General features: G+C 67.4%; 16 protein-coding genes and 1 pseudogene. 7 read left to right on the plus strand and 10 right to left on the minus strand.

The annotated features are described in order from the left end of the window. Positions 1–79: 79 nt before the first annotated feature. Positions 80–661 (plus strand): hypothetical protein, encoded by a 582-nt coding sequence (locus Mth01_RS17710; protein WP_204016980.1) that lies wholly within the window; start codon positions 80–82, stop codon positions 659–661. A 97-nt stretch (positions 662–758) separates the two neighbouring features. Here the strand turns inward: Mth01_RS17710 and Mth01_RS17715 are convergent, their stop codons facing one another. Both Mth01_RS17715 and Mth01_RS17720 read right to left on the minus strand, forming a co-directional pair. Further along, a complete protein-coding gene (locus Mth01_RS17715) occupies positions 759–1,169 on the minus strand; it encodes an ATP-binding protein (RefSeq protein ID WP_204016981.1) in 411 nt (136 codons plus the stop codon). Further along, a complete protein-coding gene (locus Mth01_RS17720) occupies positions 1,166–1,642 on the minus strand; it encodes a hypothetical protein (RefSeq protein ID WP_204016982.1) in 477 nt (158 codons plus the stop codon). Before Mth01_RS17720 ends, Mth01_RS17715 begins: the two co-directional genes overlap by 4 nt. 122 nt (positions 1,643–1,764) lie before the next feature. Between Mth01_RS17720 and Mth01_RS17725 the strand changes: the two genes are divergently transcribed. Next, a complete protein-coding gene (locus tag Mth01_RS17725) occupies positions 1,765–2,631 on the plus strand; it encodes a helix-turn-helix domain-containing protein (RefSeq protein ID WP_204016983.1) in 867 nt (288 codons plus the stop codon). Between the two features lie 14 nt (positions 2,632–2,645). Further along, positions 2,646–2,945 (plus strand): DUF397 domain-containing protein, encoded by a 300-nt coding sequence (locus Mth01_RS17730; protein ID WP_204016984.1) that lies wholly within the window; start codon positions 2,646–2,648, stop codon positions 2,943–2,945. An 8-nt stretch (positions 2,946–2,953) separates the two neighbouring features. Here the strand turns inward: Mth01_RS17730 and Mth01_RS17735 are convergent, their stop codons facing one another. Continuing rightward, positions 2,954–3,856, minus strand: coding sequence for an HNH endonuclease (locus tag Mth01_RS17735; RefSeq protein ID WP_204016985.1), 903 nt, complete (start codon positions 3,854–3,856; stop codon positions 2,954–2,956). 117 nt (positions 3,857–3,973) lie between these two features. Between Mth01_RS17735 and Mth01_RS17740 the strand changes: the two are divergent. Continuing rightward, a pseudogene (locus Mth01_RS17740) lies at positions 3,974–4,878 on the plus strand (phosphorothioated DNA-binding restriction endonuclease). Positions 4,879–4,936: 58 nt separating this feature from the next. Here the strand turns inward: Mth01_RS17740 and Mth01_RS17745 are convergent. The 3 genes from Mth01_RS17745 to Mth01_RS17755 form a co-directional block, all read right to left on the minus strand. Continuing rightward, on the minus strand, positions 4,937–5,773 hold the full coding sequence (locus Mth01_RS17745) for a cellulose binding domain-containing protein (RefSeq protein ID WP_204016987.1): 837 nt from the start codon (positions 5,771–5,773) through the stop codon (positions 4,937–4,939). Positions 5,774–5,985: 212 nt separating this feature from the next. Beyond that, entirely contained in the window at positions 5,986–7,098 is a 1,113-nt protein-coding gene (locus tag Mth01_RS17750) for a CapA family protein (protein ID WP_204016988.1), read from the minus strand. Positions 7,099–7,157: 59 nt separating this feature from the next. Beyond that, positions 7,158–8,474 carry an APC family permease gene (locus Mth01_RS17755; protein WP_308440809.1) on the minus strand — a complete coding sequence of 439 codons (1,317 nt, stop codon included), beginning with the start codon at positions 8,472–8,474 and terminating at the stop codon, positions 7,158–7,160. Between the two features lie 66 nt (positions 8,475–8,540). Between Mth01_RS17755 and Mth01_RS17760 the strand changes: the two genes are divergently transcribed. Beyond that, entirely contained in the window at positions 8,541–9,323 is a 783-nt protein-coding gene (locus tag Mth01_RS17760; protein ID WP_204016989.1) for an arsenate reductase/protein-tyrosine-phosphatase family protein, read from the plus strand. Positions 9,324–9,872: 549 nt separating this feature from the next. On the opposite strand, the gene Mth01_RS17765 is transcribed toward Mth01_RS17760, so the two are convergent. The 3 genes from Mth01_RS17765 to Mth01_RS17775 form a co-directional block, all read right to left on the minus strand. Beyond that, positions 9,873–10,781 carry a hypothetical protein gene (locus Mth01_RS17765; RefSeq protein ID WP_239089769.1) on the minus strand — a complete coding sequence of 303 codons (909 nt, stop codon included), beginning with the start codon at positions 10,779–10,781 and terminating at the stop codon, positions 9,873–9,875. A 188-nt stretch (positions 10,782–10,969) separates the two neighbouring features. Next, on the minus strand, positions 10,970–11,551 hold the full coding sequence (locus Mth01_RS17770; RefSeq protein WP_239089770.1) for a 3'-5' exonuclease: 582 nt from the start codon (positions 11,549–11,551) through the stop codon (positions 10,970–10,972). A 134-nt stretch (positions 11,552–11,685) separates the two neighbouring features. Then, on the minus strand, positions 11,686–11,880 hold the full coding sequence (locus Mth01_RS17775) for a dihydrofolate reductase family protein (protein WP_204017027.1): 195 nt from the start codon (positions 11,878–11,880) through the stop codon (positions 11,686–11,688). Between the two features lie 220 nt (positions 11,881–12,100). Here Mth01_RS17775 and Mth01_RS17780 point away from each other — a divergent pair, with 220 nt between their 5' ends. Next, positions 12,101–14,569, plus strand: coding sequence for a hypothetical protein (locus Mth01_RS17780; protein ID WP_204016991.1), 2,469 nt, complete (start codon positions 12,101–12,103; stop codon positions 14,567–14,569). 98 nt (positions 14,570–14,667) lie between these two features. Here Mth01_RS17780 and Mth01_RS17785 read toward each other — a convergent pair whose 3' ends face one another. Continuing rightward, positions 14,668–14,946: a hypothetical protein gene (locus Mth01_RS17785; protein WP_407695955.1), complete on the minus strand. Its 279-nt coding sequence runs from the start codon at positions 14,944–14,946 to the stop codon at positions 14,668–14,670. Positions 14,947–14,957: 11 nt separating this feature from the next. Here Mth01_RS17785 and Mth01_RS30415 point away from each other — a divergent pair, with 11 nt between their 5' ends. Further along, positions 14,958–15,317 carry a hypothetical protein gene (locus Mth01_RS30415; RefSeq protein ID WP_204017031.1) on the plus strand — a complete coding sequence of 120 codons (360 nt, stop codon included), beginning with the start codon at positions 14,958–14,960 and terminating at the stop codon, positions 15,315–15,317. Positions 15,318–15,453 lie beyond the last annotated feature (136 nt).

Below are 15,453 nucleotides of genomic sequence, written 5' to 3' on the forward strand. Positions count from 1 at the left end.
CCTGGTCAGGCTGAGGAGCGCGCCACCCCTGGTCGATTACGTCGCCGCGGACCGACGACAAGAATGGATGCAGAGCCCAATGGTGCTGAAGAAAAAGATGGCACGTTCCGCCGTCTATCAGATACTCGCCGGCGGCATCGCGGGAGCAGTGGCTGTCGGCGTGATCGGAACGATCGCTCGTCCCGACTTCTCGGTAAGTTATATTCATGGCCAGCGTGCGTTCGACTACTCGGATGAGAGGAAGCTTGCCGGGTGGGCCGATAACGTTTTTATCGGACGCGTAACCGCCAAGGCCGGCCAAACTACATATAGCACTACAGACATTCCGGTCACGCTTTGGAGTGTCGATGTTTCCGAAAGTCTGAAGGGCTCCTTTTCTGGGGCTGTTACCGTAGCTCAGCGTGGCGGTTATGACTCGATGGCCAACCAGCTAAAGGTGTTCGAAGAGGATGCCCTTCTCAGTGTCGGCCAGGAGTACTTGTTCGCGACGCGACGCAATAGCGCGGAGCTGAATATTCTTACTCCGAAATATGGAGATGTTCCACTCTCGAGCGAGCAAGGCATCTCCGCCGGGGAAAACAGTCGGACTGCTGTGCGTGAGCGGTGGCAGAGGGCTATCGCGAACCAGGTGCCCCGTGATCAACTTATCCCCAAGAATTAATGGAGAGAGCCTGACCGAGCGTTGCTGACGATGCGAGTAATGTGATGGTTTTATATGCAGGGTGATCGCCTACATGGATAGGCGATCACCCTGTGCATCACTTCTCGGCGAGCTGGAACCAGACCACGCGGCCCGCCGGGATGTCGTGCCAGCCCCACGCCGTGGCCAACTGCCGTACCAGCCAGAGGCCGCGGCCTCCGTCGCTCGGTTGATCTATGTCGCTGTCGGTACAGATCTGGGGTTTGTGGACGGAGGAGCCGGCGTCGATGACGTCGAGGTGGAGCGTTCCATCGCGCAGGGCGGCCGCGAGGGTGACCTGACCGCCGGGGCGGGCGGAGTCGGAATGCCGTACGGCGTTCGCGACCAGTTCGGTGGTCAGCAGCAGGGCGTCGTCGACGCGGGGGTGGCCGGTGGCGGCCAGCAGCACCCGCAGGTAGCGGCGGGCCCTCGGCACGGAGGCGGTCTCGCCGGGCAACTCGACCTGCCCCAGCAGGCCGAGTGCCTTCATCGCGCCCTCCAGAGAACCCGGACACCCGGTGCGCCAGAGACGTCGTCTCTGTCTGACAGGACCTCCGCTGCCCGCGCTACCCGTACGGTCTCCGCGGTCGCGGCGAGCCGGGCTTCGTGCGCGGCCCGGGCAGCCTGGGCAGCGGCGACGACTCGCTGCGCGGCCTCGGGCGTCGAGGTCGGGACGCGCCGGCGGCGGCTGCGGCCCCAGATGAACATCCAGGTGCGGCCCCGCCGTACGGCGGTGACCCGCAGCCGCGACCCGGGGTCGTAGAGGGGGATCTCCATGGCCGGCTCGTGGTGCGGCGGCAGCCGTACGACCGAGTCCACCCCGAGATCGTGCAGCTCCCCGGCCAGCCGGATCAGATGGCCCGCCTCCACCCCAACATCCCGCACCCGCATCTCCCCGCTGCCCTCTCGTCCCGTCGTGGCCTTGGTGTAGCGCCCGCTTTCACGGAAAGTGATCGGACGCATACGAAGAGCATGCGACTGTCGCGATCGCTGCGCAACAGGATCCGCAAATTGCGTTGCGGATTTCTTTGGCACTATCCGTCGTCGACTCGCTACTCTGTGTCTCGGATCAAGGGAGGGTGTACATGCGGCAAAGCGGCAGCCCGACGGTGCGTAGGCGACGTCTGGCGGCAGAACTGCGTCGTTTGCGCGAGCGGGCCGAGATGACGATCGAGCAGGTCGCCGAGCGGCTCGGCTGGTCTGCCACCAAGGTCTCGCGCATCGAGACCTCCCGCGTCGGCGTGGCGCTGAAGGATGTCGAGCGGCTTGTTGATCTCTACGAGGTCGATGACGCCAAGCGCAAGGAGTTGCTCGACCTCGCACGGGATGCGCAGAAGAAGGGCTGGTGGCACGCCTACGGGGATCTCCCCAGCGAATACGCCACCTACATCGGGCTTGAAGATGAGGCCGCCTCGATGCGCAGCTTCGCCCCCTCGGTGATCCCCGGCATCCTCCAGACCGAGGACTATGCACGTGCCATCATCCGTTCGGCTCTGATGGGCCTGTCATCGCCAGCCGAGGTCGAGCGTCGTGTCGAGGTCCGCATGGCCAGGCAGGCGCTGCTCACTCAGGACGAGCCCCTTCGCCTCTGGACCATCCTGGATGAGGCGGTCATCCGCCGGACCATCGGCAGCCCTGCTGACATGCGGGCCCAACTCGGGCGGCTCCTCGAATTGGTCGATTTACCCAACATCACCGTCCAAGTCCTGCCCTTCGCTGCCGGGGCGCATCCAGGTACGAACGGCGCCTTCCAGATCTTGGAGTTTCCCGAGCCTGCCCACCCAGATGTGGTGTCCCTGGAGAACTTCACGGGCAGTCTCTATGTGGAACAGGAGACGGATGTTTACCGATATACGGTGATGTTCGACCACCTTCGCGCCAAGGCGCTGGACCCGGACCAGTCCCGGAGTGTTCTTACCGAGACGATGACTGGACTCGGCCGGTCGGCATGAGAGGAGAAAGTGGGATGTTCAAGCCGGAGCTGTCTCGCGTCGAATGGAAGAAGAGCGTACGCAGCGGGAATGGTCAGGACTGTGTCGAGGTCGGCGTCTGGCGGAAGAGCTCCAGCAGCGCAAACCAGGACTGCGTTGAGGTCGCGATCGCCGATGCCGGCGAGGCCGGGGTCGAGCACAAGGCGGACGAAGAACGGCTCTACCTGATCCGTGACTCCAAGGACCCCGACGGCCCGGTCCTGGCCTTCACTCCCAGCGAATGGGACGCCTTCATCGGCGGCGTCAAGGATGGCGAGTTCGACGGCCCCTCCTGAGCATTGCCTTACGCCGAGAAGATCTTCCTGCGGTAGCTCAGGTGATCCTTGTCGGGGATGTGTCCCGGGACCGTGCGGAGTGGGCCGATCGCGTCGCTCGTGATCACGTCCACCACCTTCAGATCATCCGTGATCCTGATCGCGCCTCCGTCGAACAGCACGTGGTGATCGGGACATAAGCAGAGAAGATTGCCCGGCGTGTCGGGTCCGTTGTGCGGGTCACCGAGTGGGCGGATGTGAGCGCCCTCGGCATAGAAGCCGTTCGGAAGCTGTAGCCGGTCTCCGCAGATCTGGCAGCGGTGGCCGTGCATGCTCTTGATCAACCGTGCGAGAGGTGAGTCACGGACCACCCGCGACGTGGTCGTCTCGCGCCGGGCGGGGACCCGCGTTCCCTCGGGTAGTGGTGCATCGGTCGCTGCGAGCCCGACACGATCCAGCAAGGCGTTGTGGTCGATGTCCTTGAAATATTTGTTGAGGAGCATGATGGCGGTCTGCGCACGAACGTCCTCATGGTTCGTCACGATGTCGTGAACCCACTTGATCGGCCCGCTGTCGGGTTGGTTCTCCCTCATCCAGCTGGTTGCGCGGCTGCCATGTGCCGGAGGTGGGTTCGAGTGGCCGGGTAAGTCCCATAGCCCGAAACTCGTGAGTTTGAGGATCGGGAATTCGGGGTTGGGGCCGTCGTCCACCAGGCCGAAATCCCTGATCAGGCCGCTGATCTCCTGGCGGGCAGTTGCCCAGGAGGTGAGACGATCTTCACCTTGAGCGGCTCGGCCGAGAGCCCAGACGAGAGTGAGGGGCTGGTGCCGTTTGTCTGTACCGGTTTTCTGAGACGTCGCGGTTTCGAGGCTTCCAACCATGCTCAGGAGCGTTTTGATCCGGGCATGGAGAGGAAGATCAGAGGGGTTCACGCGGGCATCCTATATCTGGAATGTCCCCGCAATTCGGACAGTGGATCTGGCCAGTCTCCCTCAAGTGCCGATCTCGGCTCTTCCGTGATCTGCAAGATCGTCTTATGCTGTCGCGTTATGGACTGGGTCGAGCGGATCGCCGACATCCGGCGGTGGTCACGTGGCGGCGAACGGGCACCACACAAGCCGTTGCTCCTGCTCTACGCCCTCGGGTGCTTCCAACGCCAGGGCAGTCGTCCGATCCCGTTCAGCGCTGCCGAAGCGGACCTGAAACGACTACTCCAGGAGTTCGGCCCGCCACGCAAGACCAGTCCGGGGTATCCGTTCCATCACCTGACCAATGACGGCATCTGGTTGGTGGAGACGGCCGAGGGGCCAGGCAGCCCTGGCTCGGAGCTCGGCCGGTTGCGCGAGAGTCAGGCGGCGGGCCGCCTGCACCCCGACCTCGTACGCGCGCTGCACGACGACTCCCGGCTGGTCGCGCAGCTCGCCCGTGCCCTGCTGGATGCGAACTTCGAGCCGTCGCTGCACCCGGACATCTGTCTGGCCGCCGGTCTTGAACTGACCGACCTGGAAACCGCAGTAGCCGGCGGAATCACCCGGCCGAAGGCCAGGGCCGTACGGCGGAATCCGGCCTTCCGTGAACAGGTCCTGATCGCCTACGAGTACTGCTGCGCGTTCTGCGGCTACGACGGCTGGCTGGACGGCACCGCGATCGGCCTGGACGCCGCGCACGTGCGCTGGTGGGCCTTCGAAGGCCCGGACGACCTGGCCAACGGATTATGCCTGTGCGTGCTGCACCACAAGTTGTTCGACAAGGGCGTTCTCGGCCTGAGCTCCGATCGCACGATCAGCGTCTCGCAAAGATTCGTTGGCCGGACATCGACGGCCAAAGAGATGGTGCTCTCCCTGGCCGGGCGTCCGGCCCGTGAGCCTCAGCCCGGCCTGGAGCACGTCGAACTCGAGTACATCGACTGGCACAACCGGCAGGTCTCTTCCGCTCACCGGCGCGTCACGGCTGAAAGCTTCCAACAGCGGTGAGACGGATGCCCGTCGTGTGCCGTACGTCGGGGTGCGAGGTCACGTGCAGGACGCGCCGTTGAGCAGGAACGCGGCGGGGGTGGGATTGGCGCCGGTGTGGGTGCCGTTGAAGCCGATCCAGAGCGTCTGCCCGGGAGCGATGTCCTTGTTCCAGGACGTGGCGGTCGCCGTCACCGCCGCGCCGGTCTGTGACCAGGTGGCCGACCATCCCAAGGTCACCTGCTGGCCGGGGTTGGGGAAGGTGAACGCCAGCCGCCAGTCCCGCACGGTCGTGGACCCGGTGTTGGTGATCGTGATGTTCGTGGTCATCCCGCTGTTCCAGGTCGTGGAGGTGGCCTTCACCTGGCAGACGGGGCTCGGCGACGGCGAGGGCGACGGTGAAGGCGGTGTGATGACGTCGTTGTAGATCGTCACGGCGACCGTGCCGGACGCCGGCCCTATCGCGCCCTTCGTGTCGACCGCCACGACGTACAGGTTGTGCGTCTGGGAGGGGACGCCGGACGGCGGCCATGGCAGGTAGACGTCGCCCTCGGTCACGGCGGGCTGGAAGCTGGCCACGACGGCGAACGTGCCGTCCCCCCGGTCCTCCCGTACGTAGTAGCAGGCGATGCCGTCCGAGTCGGTGGCCGGGGCCCAGCGCAGCCGGACCACGTTCAGCGTGGTGCGGACGATCTCGGGTGTTCCCGGCGCGGTGGGCGGCGTGTTGGCCGGAGTCGCGGACGGCGCCGGGGAGGTCTTGCAGGGGTACGGAATGGACGACGACGGCATGGGTGTCGGATTGGCCGATCCGGCGCCGGCCACCGCCGGCGGGACCAGGAACACGGCCGCCCCCAGCACCGCCGCGCCCACCGTGCTCACCCGTGTCCTCGTCCGCATCGCCTCGGTCCTCCGCGCTGTACGGTCGTTACCGGCTTACGGGGAATGTCACCATAGATAGTGGTCTTGGTCAAGAGAACCCCGGCAGCCGACCGTACGTCGGTGGTGTGCGACCTACAGCGATGAACCTTTCAGGGGCAGGCCGTTCCGGAGCCGCGCTGTGAAGGCTCTCCGGCGAGGCGCCTTCGGCGGAGTCGCGCGGGAGCCGCGAATCAAGCCGCCTGCAGGGTCAGCAGGCCGTCGGGGGCGCGGCGGATGTCGACGCCGAAACCTTGGCTGAACTCGTCGAGGGTGGCGCACAGCCATTCGACGTCGTCGGGCGTCGCGCGGCACAATCGCATGCGCCGCGACTGCAGGGGTGCCATGCGGAGCTCGGTCAGTCTGCCCGTGGCCGGGTCGAGGGTGGCGAAGTAGAGCAGCCGGAGGTCGTCGCGGAACTCCTCATATCCGCTGATGCCTTCGTAGTCGTCGATGAGGTCGCCGCAGCCGTACAGGATTAGCTTGCCCTGATACAGCTCGATAGGGCGCGGGTGGTGTGAGGAATGCCCGTGCACGATGTCGACGCCGCCGTCGATCAGCGCGTGCGCGAAGCGGATGTCCGCCCGGGAGATCCGATATCCCCAGTTCGAGCCCCAGTGGATGGAGGCGACCGCGATGTCTCCGGGCCGTCTGACCTTCCGTACCCGCTCGGTGATCTCGCCGGCGGCGTGCTCCGACGATCCGGGCACGAGGTCCACACCGGAACGGCAGGCGGACGCCGCCCAGGTCGGCGGGATCCCGCTGGACTCCATGCCGAACGAGAACACCAGCACCCGGCCGCCTCCGGCCAACGGCACGACCACCGGCCGCCGCGCCTCGGCCAGGTCGCGGCCTGCCCCGGCCGTCGCGATCCCGGCGGCGGCCAGGGCGTCGAGGGTCTCGGCGAGGCCTTCGCGGCCGAAGTCCAGCACGTGGTTGTTGGCCAGTGCGCACGCGTCGGGCTGGGCGACGGCCAGGGCGGGCAGGTTGGGCGGGTTCATCCGGTAGTTGACCGCCTTGCCCGGGGCGAAGTGATCGCTTCGCGTGACGCTCGTCTCCAGGTTCACCACGCGGACGTCAGGCGCGACCTCGTCGAGAATCCGAAGCGCCTCACCCCAGGGATAGGAGTAGTCGGCCCGCCGCGGGATCAGCCCGTTCACCTCCTCGGCGAGCTCGACGTACGTCCGGGCGTCCAGGACGTACGACTCACGCAGCAGCGGGCCTCCCGGGTGCGGCAGGATCTGGTCCACCCCACGGCCGAGCATGACGTCGCCGCAGAGAAACAGCGTCACCACGTCGTCACCCATGCCCCCAGGCTATGGCGGGCCGACCTCCCCGGTTCACCGGGCACCGCTGCACAGATCGCTCAACCGTCGCGGCGGCGCAGGATAAGCCATCGACCGGCCAGGCCGACGGCGAACATGATCGCGCCGGCGAGTACGGACTGCCGGGGCAGGGTGGCGACCAGGGTCAGGCAACCGGCGACGCCGAGCAGGTTGAGCCAGCGCGGCCAGCGGCGGTCGGCTGCGGGCTGGGTGAACGCGGACGCGTTGGCGATGGCGTAGTAGACGAGGACGCCGAACGAGGAGAAGCCGATCACGCCGCGCAGGTCAACAGTGATCACCAGGACGCTGACCACGACCGCGAGGGCGATCTCGGCGTGGTGCGGTACCCGGTGGCGGGGATGGATGGCGGCGAGCCGGCCGGGCAGGTCGCGGTGGCGGGCCATGGCCAGGCTGGTGCGGCCGATGCCGGCGATCAGGGCCAGCAGTGCGCCCAGCGCCGCCAGCGCGCCTCCTGTCCGCACCACCGGGGCCAGGGCGCCGGCGCCCGCCGCATCGAGCGCGGTGGTCAGCGGCGCGGACGCGGCGGCGAGCCGGTGCGGCCCGGCGGCCAGCAGCGCCGCGACCCCGACCACCAGATAGACGGCCACGGTGATGAACAGGGCGATCGGGATCGCGCGGGGAATGGTGCGGTGCGGGTGCCGGACTTCCTCGCCCATGGTGGCGATGCGGGCGTAGCCGGCGAAGGCGAAGAACAGCAGCCCCGCGGCCTGGAGGATGCCGTAGGCGCCGCCGCTGCCCACCGCCGACAAGCCGCCCAGGTGCGCAGTGCCGGCGTGCCCGCCTGCCGCGATACCCACTACCACGACGGCCAGGGCGGTCAGGCTGGTGGCGACGAGCACACGGGTGAGCAGAGCGGTCTTGGTCACGCCGCGGTAGTTGAGCGCAGCCACTCCCAGCACGCCCGCGACGGCAACGGTGCGCTGCGCCCACCATGGGCCGGGCACCGCGTAGGAGGCGAAGGTGAGTGCCATGGCCGCGCACGAGGCGGTTTTGCCGACCACGAAGCCCCATCCGGCCGTGAATCCCCACCAATGGCCGAGGCGTTCGCGGCCGTAGATGTAGGTGCCGCCGGAGGTCGGGTACACCGCCGCCAGTTGCGCGGAGGCGGCCGCGTTGCAGTACGCGATCACCGCGGCGATCACCAGCCCGATCAGCAGGCCCGTGCCGGCGGCGCGCGCGGCGGGGCCGAACGCGGCGAACACGCCCGCTCCGATCATCGACCCGAGCCCGATCACCACCGCGTCCCCGGTGCCCAGCCGGCGTGCGAGGTGGTCGCCGCTGCCGTGAGATGGCCGGTCCGATCCGGGTACGTCACCGGGCTGTCGTGGGGATGCCACCGCCCGCCTCCTCGTCAGCCGTTCCCTAGGTAGTCCATCAATTTGATTTGATGTATCGTCCAGGCCATGGCGTCATCGAGTCAAGCCCCCCCGGCGTTCGTGCGCCTGGCCGCCCACCCGCTGCGGTGGCGGCTGTTGACCGAGCTCGCCGCAGGTGACTTGCGGGTCCGCGAACTCATGGAGCTGGTCGGAGCGCCGCAGAACCTGGTCTCCTACCACCTGCGGCTGCTGCGCGAGGGCGGCCTGGTCACCGCCACACGTAGCAGTTTCGACGGCCGCGACAGCTACTACCGGCTGGACCTGGACCGCTGCGCGCAGGCCCTGGCCGGCGCCGGGGCCGCCCTACATCCGGCACTGCACCACGTCGCCGAGGCGCCGGAGTCCCCGGCCGGCCGGCAGCGGTGGCCGCGCCTCGCGGTGCTGTTCGCGTGTACGGGCAACAGCGCCCGCTCGCCGATCGCCGAAGCTCTGCTGCGCCACCACACCGCCGGCCACCTGACGGTGACCAGTGCCGGCAGCCGGCCCAAACCGCGGGTGCACCCCGGCGCGGCAGGGGTACTGCGCGAGCGGTACGGCATCGACATCGCCGACCAGCGGCCCCGCCATCTGGACACGTTGCGCGGTCGCCGGTTCGATTACGTGATCACGCTATGTGACAAGGTCCGCGAAGTGTGCCCGGAATTCGGCGACCGTTCTCGGCGGGTCCACTGGAGCATCCTCGACCCGGCCACGGCACGCGACACCGCGCAGGACAGCCATGCCGCTTTCGGCCGCGCGGCGGCGGACATCGATAGACGTGTCCGATACCTACTGCCCGTTCTCGTCCGGACACCGGAGACTCGCCCATGACGACACCCGATCACTACGCCGGCGTCCGTCACCTCGCCGACGACGTCCAGGCAGGGGCCGACTTCTCCACCGCTCACACACCCTGAGCGCAGCAGAGTGGCCCAACGGTTGGGCGCTGGTTTGTCGTGCAGCCAGGCCGCGACGACCTCCCGCTGAAAGTCGGTGTCCCGGCCGCACAGGCCGAACACGTGCTGCGCGCCGGCCGCCCAGAAGCTCACGATGGTGGTCGAGGAAGCCGCATGCCCCCACGATGCGGCCGGCGCTGGAACCACAACCCGATCTCGACGGAGGTAGGTAATGGGCAAGATGGTGGGACCAACGTCAGGATCGAACGTCTCAGCCTGACCCACGCGCCGCGAGCGACGAACCTGCGGCTACGCGTGGTCCGATAACGGCCGGCGTCGTTGAACCGGTAGGTCATCATGGCGGCTCGGCCCGGAACGCCCGGCGGTAGGCGCCCCCTTTGCTTCGTTGTCCCCGGCGGACCGATCGCCGCCTCGCAGAGTGTCAGGAGAGACATTACTCGGCAGTCGAAGGGCAACCGATTCCTTAGCCGGCGGGGCGTTCGGGTTCGTCGCGGAACAGGTCGGCTGTGGAGGTGGCTGTGACGGCGCGCCGCGCCCATTCATCGAGCAGGTCCAGGTCCGTGCAGGTCTTGATGCGGGTGCGGTCGGCCTCGGAGACGGGGATGCCCCGCACCTGCAGGACGGTCAGCACCGTCCTGGCCTCACCCTTCACGAGGCCTTCCTGAAGACCTTCTGTTCGGCCGGCCTGGAGGCCCTTGCCGTAGTGCTCGCGGGCGAAGGGACTGTAGACCGGCCAGACAGCTGATTCCATGAGCTTCTCCATCATGAGTCGGGCAGCCAGCGGGGCCAGGCGGTAAGCGTATTCATAGTATTGCGGAGCGTGTTCGGTGGGGAGGTGTTCCAGCGCGGCCATGAGCGCCTCCACCACCGGTGCATGCTCGCCATGGGTCATCACCGACAGTGCGGCCAGTTCCGGATGTGCCGCCGCCTCCGCTGGATCGGCGATGGGCGGGATCTGGTCCGGGCCGATCACCTCACACCTCAGCGTGTAACCCGCCAGGTTGGTGGGAATCGGCTCGGCCGCCCATGCGGCGGTCCCCGCGTCCGGGCAGATCATCAGCACCGTGACCGGACAGGACAGCTGCAGCCACAGCGCGGCGACATACCGCGGCAACTGCTCCCGTTTCGCTTCCTCCTTCTTCTGTTGGATCTCCACGATGATGGCGTGCTTGGGGTCGTGCCGAGGCCCGACCGTGATCACCGTGTCCGGACGCAGGTCCTTGGACGGACGGTCGTTGAGTTCGTTGCTCACCACCTGGACTGGAAGCCCGGCGGGCACATCGACGCCCAGATGGTCGCGCAACATCTCCACGGCGAGCCGCGGCCGGTTCCGGAACATCAGGTTGAGTGTGTCATGCAGGGGGGATGGCATGACGGAACGCTACAGCATCGATACCGTCAGTAATTGCAATCCTCGCCATCCCCACCCGCAAGTTCAACGCCGATAAGCCCTCCGCCGGCGCGCACGCCCGGCCCATGCCGTACGGCATGCCGCCTCGGCGCACTGAGCGGCGTGCTGACCAGGGAGCACTGGCGGGGGAGCACTGCGCGACGCCGGCGCTAACCGCTCTGGGTCGGGTCGGTCTCCCGGCTCTGGCGGCTTTTCAGGATGGCTTCGAAGATCTGGGCCAGTTCGGCGGCGTCGTCACCGGCGTGGTGGGTGTGCGTGAGACCGGTGAGCCCCAGTTGTTTGATGATCATAGTCTTGCGTGAGTCGCCCCACTCGCAGCCGGTCAGGCCCATCCAGTAACTGCGCAGGTCGAGGCCGGCGCCCGAGATGTTGAAGGGACTCTTGCCGAGGAAGCGCATGAAGTACCAGTGCACGAACATCCCGTCGAAGACGGCGGGACCGGCCAGGAAGACGGGACGGCCGATCCGCCGCAGGCCGTCGATCCACCGGGTGGCCGCGGACATGGCCTGTTCAGCCGTGGGAGCCTCCCGCAGCAGGCGCTCACGGTCGAGGCCGGAGACCGCGAGAGCTTTCGGTACGAAGTCGTCGGAGATCGGCCGCAGCTCGGTGTAGAAGGTGAGGTCGGGGCGGCCGACGACGGCCATGCCGAGCGAGATCATGCTGTACGGCCCCGGAATCGGCCCGTCCGCCTCCACGTCGACGGCCACATACAGCTCGGGGAGTTTCGCCATGCGGGCCACGCTAAACACGGCGGACGCTCTGATCAATGGGATTCCGGCCGCTGACGGTGGCTGCTCCTGCGCCTCCGCTGCGCGGACGCGCAGGCGCCGGAGCCCGTACGGCCCGGCACGGTGCTTGGTCTACGTCATGTGTCGTCGCGGTCGACCACCTGGTAACGCAGCAGCACGTTGTCCGAGCCGTCCCGGCGCCGGGTGTTCACGAGCCGCAGCGACGGGACCGGGCCGCTGCCGAAGGCCGGGGTGCCCCCGCCGAGAACGGCGGCGCCGACCATGACGTGCAGTTCGTCGACGAGCCCGGCGACCAGCAGGTCGTTCCACAGGTCCTGCCGTCCAGCCTGCTGTCCACGAGCGTTTCACCGATTGTTAGTGAGGAATTGTTAGATATAGCAGTAAAGCGAGATGTGCCCCCAGAATGGTTGTAATCAGATTGTTTCGCTGCGTCTGGTGAGACGATCCAGGCCATGGGTCATCTAATGGAAAGGCGGTGATTGGAGGGTCTGAGTGGAGTCCTCGGAGTCATCCGTACATCTGGTCTATTTAGTGACATATTGCCGTAAGTGGCGCGCGTGGGGCCCCGACAGCGGCGAGGCTGAGGATCGCATCATCAGCGAACTGCTCGAATCTCCGGGCAGTGCGAACAAGGTGTGGCTGGCGGACACGCCGGAGGGCCTGCTGGACAACGTGACGTGGCACACCGGCGCCGATGCCCTGCGAGAACTCGAAAAGGGTAACAAGGAAGTCGACCGGGCGAGGCGGGATATCGAGGCCGGTTACCTCGCCGCGGCAGACCACCTCCCCTGGTGCCACGTGCTGATCCACCCAGATCACGAGGTGGGAGAGTTCCGAAAGCCGGAGAGCGGCCGGAAACCGTGGATCTTGCTCGATATCCAGTTCCGGAACCGCTGGAGCTCCCGAATCATGGTCATCGGCGTCAGCTTCTGGGCCGGGGATCCCGCGTGGGCGCCGGAGAAGGCCGGACGCTGGTTGCCGCCGAAGGACGGTGACCGGGCGCGGCATGAGTGGTTTGTGGACTACGAGCGGCAGGCGCGGGAGTACGTGGAGGGCCACTTCCAAAAGGTGAATCAGGACCTTCAGGAGGAGTACGCCGCGCCGGAGTTCTGGATCGCCATGGAGGGCGACGTCGTCCGGAAGCAGGTCGTCCGGAAGCAGGTCGTCCGGAAGCAGAGGGCGCAGCCGACACATGACGCGGTCGGAGAGCAGGAGTTGCGGTCCGCGCGTGATCTGTACGAGACGATGCACGGGACCGTCTCGCCCCGCGACGTGGACGAGCGTCCCAGGCTGTTCCGCAAGGTGGGAAGGCGTCCCGGGATGCGGTGGCGGCTGTTCGCCGACGACCTCGATCTGGCCTTGAGCAGTGCCGACGTGTGTGTGGTGCCCATCCGGCGTGGCGATCGGAAGGTGCGGGAGTGCTACGTCGTGCTGCCGAAGACGCCGCACCTGAACGGCACCGTCGTGGGGGAGCAATTCCGGTCGGCGGTGGTCGGGCTGCTGTCCTTGGAGACGCTGGTGGCGTCCGGTAACGACATCAGCAACGACCTGGAGGTCTGGCGGGAGCACGCCATGATCTACCAGCACGCCGCGCGTACGATGAGCGCGCTGTGGGACGGAGTGGCCTCCCATCTCCCGATCCGGCGCTGGCTGAGACTGAACCGGGCGCACCGGGCCGTGGAACTGATCCATCTGACCCTCCTGCAGGGGATGGCGGACCTCGCCGACGTGGCCAGCCACCTCGATGAGCGGGTCCGTCGGATCGAACGGCTGGAGCACCTGGCCGACGACCAGTTCGCCGCGACGCTCGGCTGGGCGGGCCGAGGGCTGCGCGAGGCACTGGATGACGCCAGCCGCTTCACGACTGTCAAGCGACGTGGGACGCAGGCACGCTACGTGGTGGACCGGGCCACGGAGCAGTACAAGAACCTGCTCGAAGCGATGGCGCACGCCTTCGACGAGCGCCGTGTCCGGGAGTTGGAGGTGCTGCAGCGGGCGGGTTTCTGGCTGAGCGTCGCGGTGGGCGGCTTCGGAGTGTTGACGTTCATGGACTTTTTCATGAGCGTTGACAAGTGGCCCGTGTCCACCTTCTTCATGGAGCCCACTGGTGAGAAAAACGGTGAGCCCGTCAGCACAGGGCTGAAGCCGGGGACATGGGCCATTCTCGCGCTGCTGTTCCTGGGCATGGTGGGCTCGTGGGCATACTCCGTGTGGTTGCGGCGGATGGGGTCGATCTGGTTTCACCGCACGTTCCGGAAGCTGGAGCGGTATCTGCGCCTGTCCTCCACCCGTGAGCTGGAGTTGATGCGGGCGGGGATCACGGCACCCTCCCCGAAGCAGCGGCGGAAGCGTTACCGGCGGCTGTCGTCCACGCAGGGAGTGAATCAGATGCGCCTCGAGGCCACGCCCCTGCCGCCGGAGGAGTGGACGAAGCGGGACGAGGACCTGGCCGGCCGGTTCGCCGAGCTCTGGGACGCGGCGACGCTCCATGCCGAGCGCGGTTCGTCGTGCAGGCCGCCGGTGCCGGACCGGGCTGACGGGGATCGGCGGAAGCCGGTCTGGCCGCGCGCGACGCGGGCGGCTCTGCGTGGCCAGTGGTGGACGATCAGTGACCTCGCCATGCAGCGCAATGACATCGAGGCGCTGACCGTGCGGACGCTGCTGCTGGCGGAGCGGACGCCGACCCTGCGCAGGTACGGGCTGCCACGGCTGGCGCTGCTGCACCGGCACTGCGGGCGACTGCCCGTCAATTGGTTCGGTGATTTCGACGGTGTGCCGAAGACGGAGTTGAAGATGGTCTTCGCGGCGGCCGGATTGCCGGCCGGTAAGGCAGAGGAGGTCGACAAGTCCCTGACGAAACGGATCGCCGACACCAAAGCGCTGATCGCGGGGCGGATGGGGGAGAGGGAGAAGGTCGAGGCGGGCAAGAAGGAGATCATGACCGCCCAAGACCTGCTCGTCGCGATCAATGAGGAGCTTGAAGACCGCCGCAGTTCATGACGTCCCCCTCATGAGTTGGGGCCGAGGGAGAGGCGGGTCTGGACCCGTCGAGCGGCGACCGGAAAAGACCTCTTCGGCTTCGGAACGCATCGAACAGGTCAGCCGGCCGCGGCGGCCTTGCGCAGCAGCACCGCCCGTTCACGGAGGTTGCGGCACAGCCGGGCGGCGAGTTCCAGTTCGGCCTGTGCCTCGGCGGTCCGGCCGAGGCGGGCGAGCAGCTCGCCGCGTACGCCCGGGAGCAGGTGCGACCCCGGCAGGCGGTTGGATGCGACCAGTTCGTCCACGATCGACAGTGCCTGCTGTGGTCCGTTCGCCATCGCGACGGCGACGGCTGAGTTCGACGACGGGGGATGGGGCCACGCGGCCGAGCGCCTCATACAGCAGCACGATGCGTTCCCAGTCGGTCTCCGGCACCGAAGACGGCGACGTGCTCGGCGGGCCGCCCGTGGCTGCGAGCGTCACAGCTGGCCGGTCCGCTCGCGCCACGCCCTGGGCCGGGTCGTCCAGGCCCTCGGCGGCGACGAGCACGCCGGCCCGGACCAGCTCCTCGTTGAAGCGGCCGACCGCATCGAGCATCTGCTCCATGGGCGTGTCCATCATCTTGGCGATGGATTCGTCGGTGCCCCGCATGATCAGCATGTACTTCGCCGTCGTCGATCTCCTTGCCATCGGGGTCGCCTGTCGACCCTCTCACCCCAAGGTCGAACGGGGCAGCCGCAAATCGACACCGCGGAGCAAACTCAGGTGATTTCGCTCCGAACGCTCCGCCTTCCGGCGCCGCTCCGGCCGCCAGGTTGAGCGAGCAGACCAACTGGATCCAGCGGGTTCAGCGCGGGCCTGGTCGACGTGCCGCGCGAGCTCGGGGGCGGGTCGATGCAGCGCTG

Source organism: Sphaerimonospora thailandensis (assembly GCF_016863115.1).
Lineage (GTDB): Bacteria > Actinomycetota > Actinomycetes > Streptosporangiales > Streptosporangiaceae > Sphaerimonospora > Sphaerimonospora cavernae.

Coding starts and splice junctions, on each gene's coding strand:
- Mth01_RS17710 (WP_204016980.1), top strand. CDS start 80: ATGGTGCTGAAGAAAAAGATGGCACGTTCCGCCGTCTATCAGATACTC.
- Mth01_RS17715 (WP_204016981.1), bottom strand. CDS start 1,169: ATGAAGGCACTCGGCCTGCTGGGGCAGGTCGAGTTGCCCGGCGAGACC.
- Mth01_RS17720 (WP_204016982.1), bottom strand. CDS start 1,642: ATGCGTCCGATCACTTTCCGTGAAAGCGGGCGCTACACCAAGGCCACG.
- Mth01_RS17725 (WP_204016983.1), top strand. CDS start 1,765: ATGCGGCAAAGCGGCAGCCCGACGGTGCGTAGGCGACGTCTGGCGGCA.
- Mth01_RS17730 (WP_204016984.1), top strand. CDS start 2,646: ATGTTCAAGCCGGAGCTGTCTCGCGTCGAATGGAAGAAGAGCGTACGC.
- Mth01_RS17745 (WP_204016987.1), bottom strand. CDS start 5,773: ATGCGGACGAGGACACGGGTGAGCACGGTGGGCGCGGCGGTGCTGGGG.
- Mth01_RS17750 (WP_204016988.1), bottom strand. CDS start 7,098: ATGGGTGACGACGTGGTGACGCTGTTTCTCTGCGGCGACGTCATGCTC.
- Mth01_RS17760 (WP_204016989.1), top strand. CDS start 8,541: ATGGCGTCATCGAGTCAAGCCCCCCCGGCGTTCGTGCGCCTGGCCGCC.
- Mth01_RS17765 (WP_239089769.1), bottom strand. CDS start 10,781: ATGCCATCCCCCCTGCATGACACACTCAACCTGATGTTCCGGAACCGG.
- Mth01_RS17770 (WP_239089770.1), bottom strand. CDS start 11,551: ATGGCGAAACTCCCCGAGCTGTATGTGGCCGTCGACGTGGAGGCGGAC.
- Mth01_RS17785 (WP_407695955.1), bottom strand. CDS start 14,946: ATGAGGCGCTCGGCCGCGTGGCCCCATCCCCCGTCGTCGAACTCAGCC.
- Mth01_RS30415 (WP_204017031.1), top strand. CDS start 14,958: ATGCGTTCCCAGTCGGTCTCCGGCACCGAAGACGGCGACGTGCTCGGC.